General features: G+C 44.2%; 13 protein-coding genes. 12 read left to right on the top strand and 1 reads right to left on the bottom strand.

The window, feature by feature from the left end:
* The 12 genes from cobN (at position 1) to MSMAS_RS14340 (ending at position 14,007) form a co-directional block, all read left to right on the top strand.
* Entirely contained in the window at positions 1–3,915 is a 3,915-nt protein-coding gene (cobN, locus tag MSMAS_RS14280; RefSeq protein ID WP_048046724.1) for a cobaltochelatase subunit CobN, read from the top strand.
* Between the two features lie 11 nt (positions 3,916–3,926).
* Positions 3,927–5,501 (top strand): hypothetical protein, encoded by a 1,575-nt coding sequence (locus MSMAS_RS14285; RefSeq protein WP_048046726.1) that lies wholly within the window; start codon positions 3,927–3,929, stop codon positions 5,499–5,501.
* A gap of 52 nt (positions 5,502–5,553) precedes the next feature.
* Complete coding sequence (locus MSMAS_RS14290) at positions 5,554–7,299, top strand: ABC transporter ATP-binding protein (RefSeq protein ID WP_048046728.1); 1,746 nt, start codon at positions 5,554–5,556, stop codon at positions 7,297–7,299.
* A 108-nt stretch (positions 7,300–7,407) separates the two neighbouring features.
* Positions 7,408–8,301, top strand: coding sequence for an energy-coupling factor transporter transmembrane component T family protein (locus MSMAS_RS14295; protein WP_011033927.1), 894 nt, complete (start codon positions 7,408–7,410; stop codon positions 8,299–8,301).
* Positions 8,298–9,065, top strand: coding sequence for an ABC transporter ATP-binding protein (locus MSMAS_RS14300; protein WP_011033926.1), 768 nt, complete (start codon positions 8,298–8,300; stop codon positions 9,063–9,065). Before MSMAS_RS14295 ends, MSMAS_RS14300 begins: the two co-directional genes overlap by 4 nt.
* Positions 9,062–9,790, top strand: coding sequence for an ABC transporter permease (locus MSMAS_RS14305; RefSeq protein WP_011033925.1), 729 nt, complete (start codon positions 9,062–9,064; stop codon positions 9,788–9,790). Before MSMAS_RS14300 ends, MSMAS_RS14305 begins: the two co-directional genes overlap by 4 nt.
* A 555-nt stretch (positions 9,791–10,345) precedes the next feature.
* A complete protein-coding gene (locus tag MSMAS_RS14315; RefSeq protein ID WP_011033923.1) occupies positions 10,346–11,134 on the top strand; it encodes a hypothetical protein in 789 nt (262 codons plus the stop codon).
* 97 nt (positions 11,135–11,231) lie between these two features.
* Entirely contained in the window at positions 11,232–12,158 is a 927-nt protein-coding gene (locus MSMAS_RS14320) for a DUF7490 domain-containing protein (RefSeq protein ID WP_011033922.1), read from the top strand.
* Between the two features lies 1 nt (position 12,159).
* Positions 12,160–12,477: a hypothetical protein gene (locus MSMAS_RS14325; protein ID WP_054868591.1), complete on the top strand. Its 318-nt coding sequence runs from the start codon at positions 12,160–12,162 to the stop codon at positions 12,475–12,477.
* Between the two features lie 189 nt (positions 12,478–12,666).
* Positions 12,667–13,113: a hypothetical protein gene (locus MSMAS_RS19590; RefSeq protein WP_011033920.1), complete on the top strand. Its 447-nt coding sequence runs from the start codon at positions 12,667–12,669 to the stop codon at positions 13,111–13,113.
* A complete protein-coding gene (locus MSMAS_RS19015) occupies positions 13,110–13,811 on the top strand; it encodes an IS1 family transposase (RefSeq protein WP_155395171.1) in 702 nt (233 codons plus the stop codon). The genes MSMAS_RS19590 and MSMAS_RS19015 overlap by 4 nt, the downstream gene beginning before the upstream one ends.
* A gap of 1 nt (position 13,812) precedes the next feature.
* Positions 13,813–14,007: a hypothetical protein gene (locus MSMAS_RS14340; RefSeq protein ID WP_048046731.1), complete on the top strand. Its 195-nt coding sequence runs from the start codon at positions 13,813–13,815 to the stop codon at positions 14,005–14,007.
* 94 nt (positions 14,008–14,101) lie between these two features.
* On the opposite strand, the gene MSMAS_RS14345 is transcribed toward MSMAS_RS14340, so the two are convergent.
* On the bottom strand, positions 14,102–15,106 hold the full coding sequence (locus tag MSMAS_RS14345) for a phosphate signaling complex PhoU family protein (protein WP_080927527.1): 1,005 nt from the start codon (positions 15,104–15,106) through the stop codon (positions 14,102–14,104).
* Between the last annotated feature and the right edge of the window lie 279 nt (positions 15,107–15,385).

Here is a 15,385-nt window from a genome sequence, read left to right on the forward strand (position 1 = left end):
ATGAAAATCGTGTCAGTAACGTGGAATTCATACATTCCCACCCTTTTAAGGGCGGCAGAAGAACTTGGAATAGAGCTTGAGGCTTATTATTCAAAAATCCTTGAAGAAAACCCTGAAGAAGCCGAAAACGTGCTCATTGCGTGCGAGCATGCTGATGCTATCTTTCTTTACCACATAGCCAATCCCTTCTGGGAGGATTTTTATAAAAGACTTGAACCGCTGAAAGCAGATAGACCCTTAATCTGTGTTGGAAGTAACCCCTCAAGTTTCACCCTTTCATCAGTAAAACTCGAAATCGCAGCCACATGTTTTTCGTATATGATTTACGGAGGGGAAGAAAACTTCAGCAACATGCTCAGGTACCTCTTAAAAGAGGTTTTCGGAGCTGAAACCGAAGCAAAACCTCCGAAAAAGATACCCTGGGACGGGCTCTATCACCCGGATGCGGGGGAAATGTTCTCAAATATCCGGGATTACCTGAACTGGTACGGGCCCCTGAAGGATAAAACCGTAGGGATTCTCATCTCAAGGACTTCCTGGGTAAATAATGAGCTTGAAATTGAGAAAGCCCTTATCAGGGATTTTGAAAAACTGGGTTTATCCGTCATTCCTGTTTTTGCATACTCTCTGAAAGATGAGGAACTTGGAAGCAGGAGTATGGAAGAAGTCATAGAGGACTATTTCATGGAAGGAGGCAGCCCCATCATAGACTGCCTTGTGAAGCTTTCTCCATTTTTTATTGCCAGCAGCAAGGCAAAAGAAAGGGAAGCCTCATGTGCAGCACAGGGCGTAGAGCTGCTCAAAAAACTCGATGTCCCGGTTTTCCAGCCTGTAATTTCACATTATATGACCATAGAACAATGGCGGGAGTCGCAGGGCTTGAGTACTGAGATTGGGTGGAGTGTTGCTCTTCCTGAGTATGAGGGCGGGATTGAGCCCATCATAATAGGCGCAGGCAAAGCTGAAGAAAATTATATGGGGCGCTTCCCTATCCAGGACCGCTGCTCAAAGCTGACATCCAGGATATTAAAATGGATAGAACTCAGGAAAAAGCCAGTTGACCGGATAAAAATCGCGTTTATCCTCCACAACAGGCCCTGTACGGGAGTTGAAGCTTCGATCGGAGATGCTGCCAACCTTGATTCCCTTGAAAGTGTGTCAAGAATCCTTCACAGAATGCAGGAAGCAGGTTACTCTGTTGACCCTCCCCGGGATGGCAAAGAGCTTATAGACACAATCCTGAGCAAAAAAGCAATTTCAGAGTTCAGGTGGACTCCCATTAACGAAATAGTAAAGAATGGCGGAGCCCTCGCTTTTGTGGAGAAGGAAGAGTACGAGAAATTTTTCAATACCCTGAGCCCGAGTGTCAGGCAAAAGGTAATTGAAAGCTGGGGAAACCCTCCTGGAGAAGAGGTCAACGGCATCCCTGCTGCAATGGTCTACGAGAATAAAATTGTGGTAACCGGTGTACGGTATGGAAACGCTGTGGTCTGCGTACAGCCAAAACGGGGATGTGCAGGTTCAAGGTGTGATGGGAAGGTCTGTAAGATCCTGCACGACCCTGAAGTCCCTCCGACTCACCAGTATCTGGCAACCTACAGGTACCTTGAAAACACTTTTGGGGCTGATGTGCTCGTACATGTCGGAACCCATGGGAATCTTGAATTCCTTCCCGGAAAAGGAGTCGGGCTTTCCGAAGACTGTTATCCGGACATCGGAATCGGGACAATCCCCCATCTTTATATATACAACTCCGACAACCCCCCCGAAGGCACAATCGCCAAACGCCGGAGCCTCGCCTGCCTTGTTGACCATATGCAGACTGTTATGACCTCAGGAGGGCTTTATGAAAGCCTTGCAGAGCTTGACAGGCTGCTAGGGGAATACGAACAGGTAAAACACGACAGAGGCAGAGAACATGCTTTAAAGCACCTGATCCTTGATGAGATTAAAAAATCGAACCTTGACTCCGAGATAAGAGCCGACCACGAGACTCCTTTTGAAGAAGTTACAAGAAAAGCGCATGAAGCCCTTGGTCGGATAAGAAACAGCCAGATCCACCACGGGATGCATATTTTCGGGCGGATTCCCGAAGGCGAGAAAAAAGTAGAATTCATAAATTCGATTTTAAGGTATGATGACAAGGAAAGCATGGGAAACAGGGTTTCTATCCGTAGGCTTATCGCAGAAATCCTGGGGCTTGACCTTGACGAACTGATCACTGACCAGAGCCGGATATCGGAAAATGGGAAGTCAAATGGTCAGAGGCTTGAAGAGATTGATTCTCTTTCAAAAGACCTCATCAGGACATTCATAAATAGCCCGGAAAAAAAACCGTCCTCGATAATCAGAGAGATATTTACAGGTCAGAACTTTGTAGAGAAGGGAATAAATCCCACCATTTCTCAGAATCCTGAAGTTTCTCAAAATCCTGTCATCTTTCAGAATCCTGAAGTTTCTCAAAATCCTGTCATCTTTCAGAAAACTGCTGCAATCTGTGAAAGGGTCCTTGATCTTGAGTCAAGGATAGAAAAATCTCTGGAAATTGAGGCTCTTTTGCACGGCTTTGAAGGAAAATACATCCCTGCCGGTCCTTCAGGGCTCATCATGCGCGGAAGAGATGACGTGCTGCCGACAGGAAGGAACTTCTATTCTCTTGACCCCAGAAGAGTGCCGACAAAAGCTGCATGGAGAGTTGGGCAGCAGCTTTCAGGGGTCCTGATCGATAAACACCTCAGAGACGAGAAACGTTATCCAGAAAATGTGGGCTTTTACTGGATGGCAAACGATATCATGTGGGCTGACGGAGAGGGAATGGCACAGATAATGAGCCTGCTTGGGGTCGAACCGGTCTGGCTCAGCAACGGGCAGCTGAAGGGATTCTCCATTATCCCCCTCAAAGAGTTGGGCAGGCCCAGAGTTGATGTAACCGTAAGGGTTTCAGGAATTCTGAGGGACAACTTCCCTAACTGCCTGGAGGTAATAGATGAGGCAATTCAGGCTGTAGCTTCCCTTGATGAACCTGAAGAAATGAATTATCCAAAAAAACACAGCCTCAGGATGATTGAAGAAGGAGCTGATGCGAGAGAATCCACATTACGGATCTTTTCAAGCAAACCCGGCACCTATTCGGCAGGGGTACAGCTTGCAGTCTATGCAAGTGCCTGGAAGGATGAAAAAGACCTGGCAGACATCTTCCTTTACTGGAACGGTTATGCATATGGAAAAGATGTTAAGGGAGAGGAGGCTCATGCACAGCTTGCTTCAAGCCTTAAAACCGTTGATGCTACCTTCAACAAAGTGGTCAGTGACGAGTACGATCTCCTTGGCTGCTGCTGTTATTTTGGAGTCCACGGAGGGCTCACGGCTGCTGCAAAGCAGGCTTCGGGCAGGGATGTAAGAGTCTATTTTGGGGATACGAGAGAACCACAGCATGTTGAAGTCAGGGATATGGCAGATGAACTTCGCAGGGTAGTAAGGACCAGGCTCTTAAACCCGAAATGGATCGAAGGCATGAAACAGCACGGGTATAAAGGTGCACAGGACATTTCTAAAAGAGTTGGAAGAGTCTACGGCTGGGAAGCTTCCACGCAGGAAGTGGACGACTGGATCTTTGATGATATCACAAAGACATTCGTGCTTGATGAAGAAATGCGCAGGTTCTTTGAAGAAAATAACCCATATGCCCTTGAGGAAATGGCACGCCGCCTCCTTGAAGCGCAGTCAAGAGGGCTCTGGGACCCGGACCCCGAACTTCTTGAAGAGCTGAAAAACTCCTACCTCGAAATCGAGAGCTGGATGGAGGAGCTGGCAGGGGATGGAGAATTTCAGGGTGGGTCTGTTGATATCGTGAGTTTTGAAGATGTCCCTGACTGGGACAGGAAAATGCAGGAAATCCGGAAAATCCTCAGATAAAGGGCTGCGGAATGAAAAACATAGCTTTTATCCTTCTCGTACTGATGCTTGTCTTACAGCCAGCCACAGCCCGGGCGCAGGAGGATTTTGAACCAGAAGAGATGACCTCATTTATGATTCAGGTCCCGCACGGCGTGGATGGAAGTGGGCTTGCAGTCGGAGGCAGTAACCTCTCTGCATACGTCTTTTTTGAGAGCTATTACAGCGGGGATATGAATGTAACACTGGAGCTTGATTTACCTGAGGGTTTCGTACTCCAGGATACGCCTGTCCATTCTTTTTCGCTTCAGACCGAATATGATGACTGGTACAGGCTCGTGGATATCTATATTCCGGAGGATTTGCATTCCGGGACATATGATATAACTGCAACTGCAGTTGTTGATGTTAATGGAAATGAGCATACAATTGTACGCAGAACCCGGCTCAGGGTTGCTTCAAAAGAGGAAGTTGCAGACGAGATCACAATAACCGGAGTGATCGTCCCTTCAGATGAGGACGGATATGGTGATCCGAGCCATCCTTCCAATACCCTGGTAATCCGGGAAACATCTCCAGCTCTCAAAAAGCTTCTTAAGGTTACGGACCTCCGGATCGACAGGAAGGAGCTCACTTCAACCTTTATGGGAGTTGAGGTTTCCAATAAAGGAGAAAACACAGTCCCTGTCGTTATCACCTATGATATCCTTGATATCAGGACAGGCGAGCCTGTAAAAACCTTCAAGCCCACAATTCTGGGAATGAATGCAGATACCTTCTGCTATGCTGCGTTAACACTTCCTCCAGGCTCGAGCTCGCTGGTAAGCCTTCCACTCTACGTATCCGATAATGCGATGGGAGGGAACTACCTGTTGAGGGTAAAAGTAAAGATCACAGGAAGCGACTGGGTTGCAGTAACAGAGGACCAGAAAATAACTGCAGTATCAAGGAAATGGGGACCTATAATGATTACATTTGCCTCCGCACTACTCGGACTGACCGCAGTTATCCTCTTTTTCTCAAGGTCAAAGGAGATAATGGACAGGTTCAAAACCCGCAACCTCGTGATGATTTCCCTTTTCGGCACCGTTTCTTTTGCAGCCATAAACCTGCCAATGACTATACTGTGGGAGCTGTCGCACGCCATATTCGGGCCTTTCAGTTTTCTTTTTACCGGGCTCTTTCATGAAGTCCTTCTTTACATGCTCATTGCCTCCCTTGTTGTCCTGATCCCAAAGCCAGGGGTTATAAGCCTTTTCATGGTGGTCAGGTTCCTTCTCGGGGGCTTTATAACAGGAAGCTTCACCCCGATTACTTTTATAACATTATCCCTGAGTGCGGTAATTCTGGAGTCCATGATGTATGTTACTGGCATAACCGGCAAAACCCCGGACCCGGAAAACAGGATAAGGATGGGAGTTGTCTGTGGAATTGCGGACATGGTCAGCGGGTATGCGTCATTCAGTGTGTGGATGGTGCTTTATCGGCTGTTTTACAGCAACTGGTACATAATGGCTAATATCCTGATCGACGGGTTCCTCTACACCTTCATAGGAGCCTGGTTCGGGATAAGCCTTGGAAACAGACTGAAAAAGGTAGCAGAATAAGGCGGGAAAATAAAAGTCGCAGAATAGGGCTGTGAAGTGAGAGGATGATAAAGTGAATCAGAACAGGGGCAGTACAATAATAGAGATCAGGGACCTGTGGTACACTTATCCGGGGAGAATGGAACCGACTTTAAAAGGAATCGACCTGAAAATAAAAGAGGGGGAATTCGTCCTCCTTACAGGACCTACAGGCTGCGGAAAGAGTACTTTACTGAAAACACTTAACGGCATAATTCCCCATGAATCAGAAGGAATATTTTCAGGCAGCATAAAGATCTCCGGAATAGAGACCGTAGATTCAGGGCAGATGGAGCTTTCAAAAAAAGCAGGACTTGTATTCCAGAGCCCGGACGACCAGATATTTTCTACAACTGTTGAAGATGAAGTAGCCTTTGGGCCTGAAAACCTATGCATGGAAAGGGAAGAGATTGATAAAAAAGTAGACGACGCTCTCAAGATGGTGGGGATGTCAGGGCACAGGCTGGACTCCACGAATTCTCTTTCCGGGGGGCAGAAACAGAGGGTCTGCATTGCCAGCATGCTTGCGATGATGCCTGAAATCCTTGCAATGGACGAGCCCGTAAGCCAGATGGATCCTGCAGGGACACAGGAGATCCTGAATACGGTAAGAGAACTCAACAGGAAGCAGAATATAACCATTCTGCTGGTTGAGCACAGGCTTCACGAAATTGCGCCTTTTGCGGACAGGGTCGTCATAATGGACAGCGGGAAAATTATCCTTGACCAGCCCGCCTCAAAAGCTTTTGAAAATCTTGAGGTCTTCCACAGGCTTGGGCTTCGGGTTCCCGAACCTGTTGAACTCTGCCATACTCTGGGGATAAAGGCAAGCCCCTTCAGTGCAGAGGAAACGTTTCCATTATTGAACACCGGAAATTTTAAAGAAAAAATCGGGGACTATCCAGCAAGCCCTGGCAGGAAAGAAAAAACCAGTTCTCCGGGCTGGTCCGCAGAGAATAACGAACCTCTGGTTTCAGTCCGGGACCTCTGGTCTGGATACGATAAAAGCCGGATGGTTCTTAAAGGCATAAATCTGGAAATCCATAGAGGTGAAAGGGTTGCAGTTATGGGCACAAATGGTTCGGGGAAATCAACCCTGCTTCTGAACCTTGCAGCCATGCTCAGGCCGTATAAAGGAAATGTAAAGATCTTCGGGGAGGATACAAAAACAAAAAATCCGTATTCTTTTGCGGGCAGAATAGGCTTTGTATTCCAGAACCCTGACCTTATGCTCTTCTGCGATTCGACGGAAGAGGAGGCAAAGTTCGGGCCTGCCAGGTTAAAATTAGATAACATAGAAGAAAGGGCGAAAATTTCCCTTGAAGCCATGTCGATCCTGAACCTCAGAAAGGACCTCCCCCAGTCCCTGAGCAGAGGACAGAGATTGAGGACAGCTGTCGCCTCCATACTTTCTATAGATCCCATTCTTGTCCTCCTTGATGAACCCACGACAGGGCAGGACAGGGTGAATATAGAGCAGATGATGGACTATTTCAAAACTAGAGGTTCCACGCTTGTGTTCTGTACCCATGATATTGAGATTGCGATGCTCTATGCCACCAGAATTCTTGTGATGAATGAAGGGCAGATTATAGCAGATGGAAGGGGAAGAGATGTCATAAAGGATATCGACATCCTGAGAAAAGCATCCCTTACCCAGCCTCCAGTTGTTGAAATTGCCAGCTATCTCGGAATTGACGCCTTTTCGATTACAGAACTTGTGGATGGTCTGATCCACAGAAATCCCGAAATCCGAATTGCTGAAGGGATAAAATGCTGAACTGGCAGAATTCTGAAATTAGAGTTTTGAAATTGAAATTCTGAAATGAAGAATATTTAACCCGCGAAAACTCCGAGTGCCAGTACAGCAGGTAGCGGAAGTGTTAATATGATAAGCGCAAGATCAATTGCAGAACCAGCAATAAAGGACACGATCATTCACAGGATGGACCCCAGGACAAAGATCCTGGTCCTGATCTCCACAGTTTTTATAGCAGTAAGCCTGGACAATCCCGAGACCATGTTTTTGCTGTTCCTGGTCGTACTTTCCGGGTTCGCATTTGCAAAGATGCCTGCAATAAAGCTCAAAACCCTCGCCTTTTTGCTCATACTTTTGATCTGGGGGACCATCTATTCTCAGGCACTGTTTTATTCCCAGCTTCCTAGAACTGTGATTTTCACCATAATCAGTCCTGGGTTTCCGGTTCTGGGCTGGCTGACAAATGGGGGGCTGTTCGTTTATGTGGAAGGGCTCCAGCACGGTGCAATTCAGGGCTTGAGGTCAGCTTCAATCCTGTCCCTGGGATTATTAATGTGCTGGACCACGGATTCTAGAGATATGTTAAACGGACTTGTCGGGCTCAGGGTCCCTTACAGCGTGGCTTTCATGGTAGTAACGGCCGTCAGGTTCCTGCCAATAATTATTACCGAAGTAGCAACCGTAATAACAGTCCAGCGGCTCAGGGGTTTCAATCCTAAAAGGTTCGGGTCAGGGATCATAAAGACATCACTTAATATACTGACACCAACCCTGTCAAACTGTGTGAGGAGGACCGGAATACTTGCGGTATCCATCCAGAGCAGGGCTTTCCGGGCAAATTCGGACAGGACATACCTCAAAAAACTGGAATTTTCTGACTTTGATAAGGCAGTGGTTGCTATCTGTATTTTTGCTGCCATAAGTATTGTGATTATAAAGCTTCTTTACAGCATGTATACAGGTGGAATTTATTACACTTCAGGTTTAAGACCTGTTTATGCAATCGCCAAGGGATACCTGTGATAGAAATAAGAAAATTATCCAGATCTTTCGGGAACCTGCGTGCTGTTGATGAACTCGACCTTGATGTGGAAAACGAGATATTCGGGCTTCTTGGACCAAACGGGGCAGGTAAAAGCACAACTGTGATGATGCTCACAACCTTGCTGAGACCGAGCAGCGGCACTGCAAAAGTCTGTGGCTATGATATTGTAAAGGACTCAAAGAAAGTGAGATCAAAGATAAGCTACGTCCCCCAGGACATGGCAGTGGACAGAAAGCTCACAGGCAGGGAAAATGTGATGCTTTATGCAAAACTCTATGGGATCCAGAACAGGAATTCAAAGGTAGACGAGGTGATTGAAATGATGGGGCTTTCGGACCGGGCAGGCGACCTTGTAGCAAAGTACTCGGGAGGAATGAGGCGGCGCCTTGAACTCTCCCAGGCGCTTGTGCATGAGCCCGAAGTGCTTTTCCTCGACGAGCCCACTCTCGGACTGGACGTGAGCGGCAGAAAAAAGATCTGGGAACATATCAGGATGCTTAAAGCCGAAGGAATGACTATTTTCATGACCACACACTACCTTGAAGAGGCAGAAAAATACTGCAACCGTGTTGCCATTATCGATAAAGGCAGGATAGCAGCTGTCGGCTCACCTGAAAAACTTGTGAATTCAATTGGAAAAAATGCCTCGCTCAATGACGTTTTCCTTGAAAAAGTAAAAACCCCTGAAGAACAGGCAGGGTTTAACTCGGCCCAGTTCAGGAACCTTCTGAGGAGGAGATGATGAGAGCTGTATTCTATTATTTTGAAAGAGATCTTGTAAAATGGCTCAGGGGCAGAGTAACTGTCGTTTCTTCGCTTGTAATGCCCGCAGCCTGGCTGGTATTTGTCGGGCTTGCCCTGCCCACAAAATTCACTGATAATTACCTTGAATTTATCACCCCGGGAATCCTCGTTATGACAACCCTCTTTTCCTCCCTGCAGGGAGGGTCTCTCATGATTTTTGATAAAATACTGGGCTTTTTGAATAAATTCCTCGCAATGCCTTCCCCGCGAGAAAGCATGCTGTACGGAAAAATCCTCTTCATCAGCGTAAGAGGGCTGCTGCAGGCTACCGTGATTCTCGTTATAGCCACACTCCTGGGAGTAAGGGGACTGAACCCGATAAACATTGTTCTGATATATCTTACGCTGTTCCTGTTTTCGGTTTTTTTCTCTGCCCTCTCAACCATGATAGGGCTGCATCTTGGTGACCATGACAGCTATGCAGCCGTAAACAGCATGATAAGCATGCCTCTGTTTTTCACGAGTACTGCACTGATGCCCTATGACGTAATGCCAGAATGGTTGAGGGCAGTCGCAAGGCTCAATCCGGTTAGCTATGCGATAGACAGTACAAGGTTACTTTTCGAGGGATCCATCCCTGTCTATGGAATCCTTGGGCTCGCAGCAGGAGCCGGAATCATGCTTATCATCGGAACGTATCAGTTCCGAAAGGCAGTTGTGTGAAAAAAAATTAATTGAAAGACATCCAGCTTGGCTGTCAGATATAATCAGGCAAGAAATTGAAACCGTTTTATCCGGGATGGAGAATCTCTCCTCCATCAGGCCGAAGCTATTGTGAAAGCAAAACATATTTTCGTGCAGACCTGTCTCACCCGTGCAGGAGTGGTTATAACTGCATTATCTTGATCGTCACAGCCGGCGAAGAAAAGAGGTCTTCCCTAAAATATGAAAGAGGGATTTGCTCGGAAAAAGCCAAAGTGCAAAGCTAAATAATTCAATTTTCCATACAATAAGAATAGTTTAATATTATAAATAAAAATTATGTAAAAATATATGCTTGAAAATTCAGAATAATTCTTTTTTGACTATAGATAGTAAAGATTATATTTACATACGTCTATTTTATAGACAGAAAAGACTGCTACGTAAATCTTCAATTTACCGGGCATATTCAGATTTTGAATTTCATTTTTAGGCAAGGGAATGTTAGACTCTTCCTGTATTTGCCCAATAGTTACAGGATAATACCCGGATATAAGATTTGAGGAGGATACAAACATGAAGAAGCTGCTGTCTTTGCTGCTACTTATTTCAGTAATTATTATATCTGGTTGTGCATCGACAATAAAGGCAAACTCACCGGTCAGTCCGGAAGAACTGGTTGTGAGCATCGAGCCCCTGGTAATGAAAGAGTTTAATGAACAGGATGTTTCCGTAAAGGTGTTAAATAATAACAGCACCCAGAAAATTGACTCGGTGTCTGTAAGTTCTTTTGATCCGTTTACTATTGTGGGTCCGAGTCCACAGATTAACATTCCTGCGGAAAGCAAGGCTGCTTTAAGTTTCAGGGTTATGGCTCCCTCTTTTGAGAAGAACACTTCGATGCTAACAGTGTCTTACGCTTCTGGTATTGATGAAAAAGAACAGCCCATAATCAGGACGAAAGTTGTTCCTGTCCAGATGGTTGTCCTTCCTGATGCAAAACTTCAATTTGTCGGCTTTGCAGAAAGCATGGACAATCTGCGCAAATCTCCACCGGTTTCTGCCTGGGAAACAAAGAAAGGGGAGAATATAACGGTGAAGTTTTCTGTAAAGAACCATGGGCAATCAACCATAGCCGGAAATTCCATGTATGTGGTAGTAGACATAGAAAACAAGATGATAGGGAACAGCTCGACTGTCAATATCACCGAAGCGATGGCAAAAGGTGGAACTTCCTATACAAGGGGTGTGGAACTTCCTGTCCAGAAAGATGCCCCCAACGGGGAAACCAATGTGTACGTAAATCTGATGAAAGGGGATTACCTGCTTGACTCCCAGACCCTTGTACTTAAAGTAAAACTATAATCCGGATCTGGTCCTCATGAGATTCAGGCAACGAATAAAACCCGGAAAATCCCCTCTTTTATTATCTGGCGGATTTTTAATCAGCATTTTGCTGATTATGATCCTCTCTTCCGGCTGTTTTGGGAGTTTAGAGCATAGAGATGTTTTCAGGGAATATGATGAGGTTTTTCTTCAGAATATAGATATAATGGCCACTCCGCAGGAAGAGAATGCCTTACTGACAGTTACCCCTTATATCCGCAATGACCAGGACACTGACAGTTCCATGCTCTCTGTCAAAGTCAAAATTATTGATGAGGAAACCCATCTGATAGCAGCAGAAAAAGATGCGGACATGGGTTACGTTAAAGCCCGATCTCTTGTTTATAATGCCGTGCCTCTAGGGACTGTAAACCCGGGGAATTATCAGGTGGAAGTCCAGCTTTTCAGGGAAGGGGAAATCCTTGATTCGGAAAGTGAGCACATCACCATCAGGGTAGATACCTCTGTTGATCAGCCGGCTGATATCCTGCTTACAGATATGAACCTTGTAATTACCCAGTTCACTGACAGGGACGCAAAGGCTGTGGTGGATATTTCCCCCGGAGTTTATAACCAGGGTGGAGATTCCAGACCTCTAACCATGCTGGTCACTGCAAAAAAGGATGAATACACTTCATACACCGAAAGCGACGAACTCGGGATTGTAAAAGGTTCAGGCCAGCTCAGAGGACATGTGCGCTTCGTGCTTCCCAGAAGGGCAGAATATACATTCGCAGTTAGTGTGGAAGAGAATGGCAGGGAAATTATCACTTCCGAAACAACAGAGCCAGTAAAAATGGATAAGATAGAGCGGAATGCTGTCAAAAATTACCCTCTTGTTGAAGAAGGCACACCCATTGAACTCCCAGCAGAAGAAACTCCCGATTCCGAAGGTTCAACTCCGGGTTTTGAGAGCCTGTTCATGTTTATAGCCTTCCTTCTGGCTGCAGGCATCATAATTAACAGGGGACCTGATAACAAAAAGAATGAAAAAGAGGAGTAATATGACTGAAAACGAACTCAACCCTCACAATGAAGAAAAAGGCACAGATAACCGTTCTGTGGGAATCCAGAAGCCTGAAAAAGACAATAGAACGGAAAATAATGACTCTTCGTTTAAAAAACTGGTAAATTCAGCCATACTGATCGTCCTTCTGGCCTTTGTCTTTATTGCACTGTTTTCTTTTTTCTTCAATATGCGGGAGGCAATAATTGCGCTTTTCAATCCAAAATACCAGGCTCTCGTGCAGGCCATCTTCAGTTTACTGGTTGTGATTATAGGGATTTACATTATCCGGTTGCTCCTTCCAAACAAACATTAATCGCCCCTTTGAGGGAGCTAAATCCCTTTTTGAGACGAAGCAATAAAAGTATTTGAAAGAAAATCAGGTAAAAATAGGGAGTAAAAAATAGAGAGGAGAAAAATAGAGAGGAGAAAAATAGAGAGGAGAAAAATAGAGAGGAGAAAAATAGGTCGTGTCCTCAAATCATTGACTTAGTTTTATATAATCTTGAATCTATTATTATTTGGGGGCATCTTAATCACTTCTGAAATCGATTTTTCACAATTTTTTTGCTGGAACAAAGACTGCACTGATTATGGAATTAAAAATCAAGGGAATATAGTCCTTAAAGAAAGATATGGTAAAAATAACCATGCTCTTTTTAAATGTAAAACTTGTAAAAAATGTTTTAGTGAAACCAAAGGTACAATATTTTTCGAATTAAACACTCCAGATGAAGAAGTTCTAAGGACAATAGCTATGCTTCCTGAAAAAGGCAGTATTCGTGGAGTTGCAAGAGCTACTGGACATAGTAAAGACACTATTTGTAGATGGCTTGAGATTGCAGGAACCCATGCAGAAGAAGTTACAACTTATTTCCTCAAAAATCTTAATCTTACGAGAGTAGAGGTTGATGAGATCTGGTCATATATAAAAAAAAGCAAAAAAATGTGACTGACGAGGATTCTGAAGAGTGTGGTGATGTGTATTCACTTACAGCAATCAAAAGTGACACAAGATTGCTCCTTTCTCATCATGAAGGAAAACGTAGTGCTGAGGATGCTATAGAGTTATTTAAAGAAGTTGAGAAGATGCGTTCCACATCTTCTCCTATTCCTGTATTTACCTCAGATGATTGGGATGCCTTTGAAGAAGCACTTATAAACGTTTATGGTAAAATCGAGTTGCCACAATACAAAGGTATCGGAAGAAAACCGCTACCTAAACTGGTTCCACCTGACGATTTAAAATATGTCAAAGTATTGAAGAAAAAGGTAAAAAATTATGTAGTTGAAACAGTTCAACGTATCATCTTTGGAGATCCTGATGAGATATTCGAAATGCTTGGAGCTGATGCGGATAGTTATATTGGAACTTCTTATGCAGAAAGGATTAACCTTACGATAAGGACATCTCTTGCAAGATTTATAAGAAAAGGAATGAATTTCAGTAAAACCAAAAGGATGCATCAGAAAGCTATTGATTTATTCCAGGCATGGTATAACTTTATAAAACCTCATAAGTCTCTAAGGCTAAAAATAGATTCTGGAAACAGAAAATGGTTTCAAAGGACTCCAGCTATGGCAGAAGGAATAACTGATCACATATGGAGTTTAAAGGAACTATTAACATTTAGAGTTCCTGTTCAATAATATGAGGACACGACCGAAAAATAGAGAGGAGAAAAATAGAGAGGAGAAAAATAGAGAGGAGAAAAATAGAGAGGAGAAAAATAGAGAGGAGAAAAATAGAGAGGAGAAAAATAGAGAGGAGAAAAATAGAGAGGAGAAAAATAGAGAGGAGAAAAATAGAGAGGAGAAAAATAGAGAGGAGAAAAATAGAGAGTAAGAAAATATAAGGTAGAAAAAGAAATAAAAAAGACAGAGCAAAAAAAGGACAGAGCAGAACCTTTTGGTTCGGATCTGTTTTTAGATCTGATTACTCAGATCTGTTTTATATTCATATTAATTGCTACTTCTGCGATATCGGCACTGTATTCGGCTACCCTGCGCAGGCTTTCAAGAACCATGCTGAGCTCAATGCTGCCTTCACCTTCGTCGCCTCTGGACTCGAGGGAAACGCCAAACTGGGAAACTTTTTTGGCTTCAACAACTATTTTGTTTATAGCCTGAAGGTCCTCCTCCTGCATGGAATCTATGGAACTCTCAAACACTTTCCTTGAGAGGTCAGCCATCTTGAAAATAGGGTCATCACTGCTAATCCCGGACTCCATTTTAAGGACATTTCTGGCGATCCTTACAGCATGGTCTCCCACACGCTCAATGCTCTTGGTAATAAGCCTGTACCCGAGACATTCTCGCGGGTGCCTGATTCCGATCTTTTCCGAGAGCTCTATATCCTCAATCGAGGCTTTGAGTTGGCGGACGGCTAATAAGTAGAAGCGGTCCACATCGTCGTCTCTCTGGATTACGTCTTCGGCAATTTCCACATTATGGTCCCGAAGGGCGGTCATGGAATCCTCAAGCATTGAAAGGACGAGCCCGTACATGTTTTTGATTACACGGTTAAGAGGCAGGTCATTGTAGTTCAGGAGGCACTGGAAAACAAGTTCGTTCCTGGACTCTTCCACAAGCTCGAGACCTATGAGTTTCTGGCGCACGGAGTCCTTTATAAACTTGCGGTCATAGGCACTGAAACCTTTTTTTGTGGTCAGCCTGATTACATCGTAACCTACAAGGTAATGTGAAATAAGGATCCTTAAGTTGTTTTCTGCACTATCGGAATGAAGATAGTCTATAGTTGCCTTAAGGACGGAATGATCTTTAGAAATTGCACTTGAGGAAACAAGCAGTGTTTTGTTAGGCATGGGAGTGAGAGTAAGGGTATCTCCGGCTTCAAGCCCTATATCCCGGACCCATTTTATGGGGAGAGACACAATATAAGTAGAATTTCCTGTAAACTGGACTTTTCTTTTATCCTTGGTAATAAATAGGCCCCCTTAGAGAGAGTAATGAATATTACAAAATCTATATAGACGATATTGATATATAAAGGTATCCTGAAAGTAGCTGATGAGAAAAGAAATAACCTATGATTTTACCATCTAAGTATAGTATATAGGGTTAAGGGCGAATTAAGAAAAAACATAGAATTAATTAAGATTTTACATACAATTTGTGTATAAAAATAGGTTTATAAAAAATAAATTTTTTCTCAGGCGATCAGCTGAAAGCTGAAAAAGTTTTCTAAAAATATGGAAAAAAGA

The sequence above is a fragment of the Methanosarcina mazei S-6 genome (assembly GCF_000970205.1).
Lineage (GTDB): Archaea > Halobacteriota > Methanosarcinia > Methanosarcinales > Methanosarcinaceae > Methanosarcina > Methanosarcina mazei.

Coding starts and splice junctions, on each gene's coding strand:
- cobN (WP_048046724.1), top strand. CDS start 1: ATGAAAATCGTGTCAGTAACGTGGAATTCATACATTCCCACCCTTTTA.
- MSMAS_RS14285 (WP_048046726.1), top strand. CDS start 3,927: ATGAAAAACATAGCTTTTATCCTTCTCGTACTGATGCTTGTCTTACAG.
- MSMAS_RS14295 (WP_011033927.1), top strand. CDS start 7,408: ATGATAAGCGCAAGATCAATTGCAGAACCAGCAATAAAGGACACGATC.
- MSMAS_RS14305 (WP_011033925.1), top strand. CDS start 9,062: ATGATGAGAGCTGTATTCTATTATTTTGAAAGAGATCTTGTAAAATGG.
- MSMAS_RS14315 (WP_011033923.1), top strand. CDS start 10,346: ATGAAGAAGCTGCTGTCTTTGCTGCTACTTATTTCAGTAATTATTATA.
- MSMAS_RS14320 (WP_011033922.1), top strand. CDS start 11,232: ATGATCCTCTCTTCCGGCTGTTTTGGGAGTTTAGAGCATAGAGATGTT.
- MSMAS_RS14325 (WP_054868591.1), top strand. CDS start 12,160: ATGACTGAAAACGAACTCAACCCTCACAATGAAGAAAAAGGCACAGAT.
- MSMAS_RS14340 (WP_048046731.1), top strand. CDS start 13,813: ATGAGGACACGACCGAAAAATAGAGAGGAGAAAAATAGAGAGGAGAAA.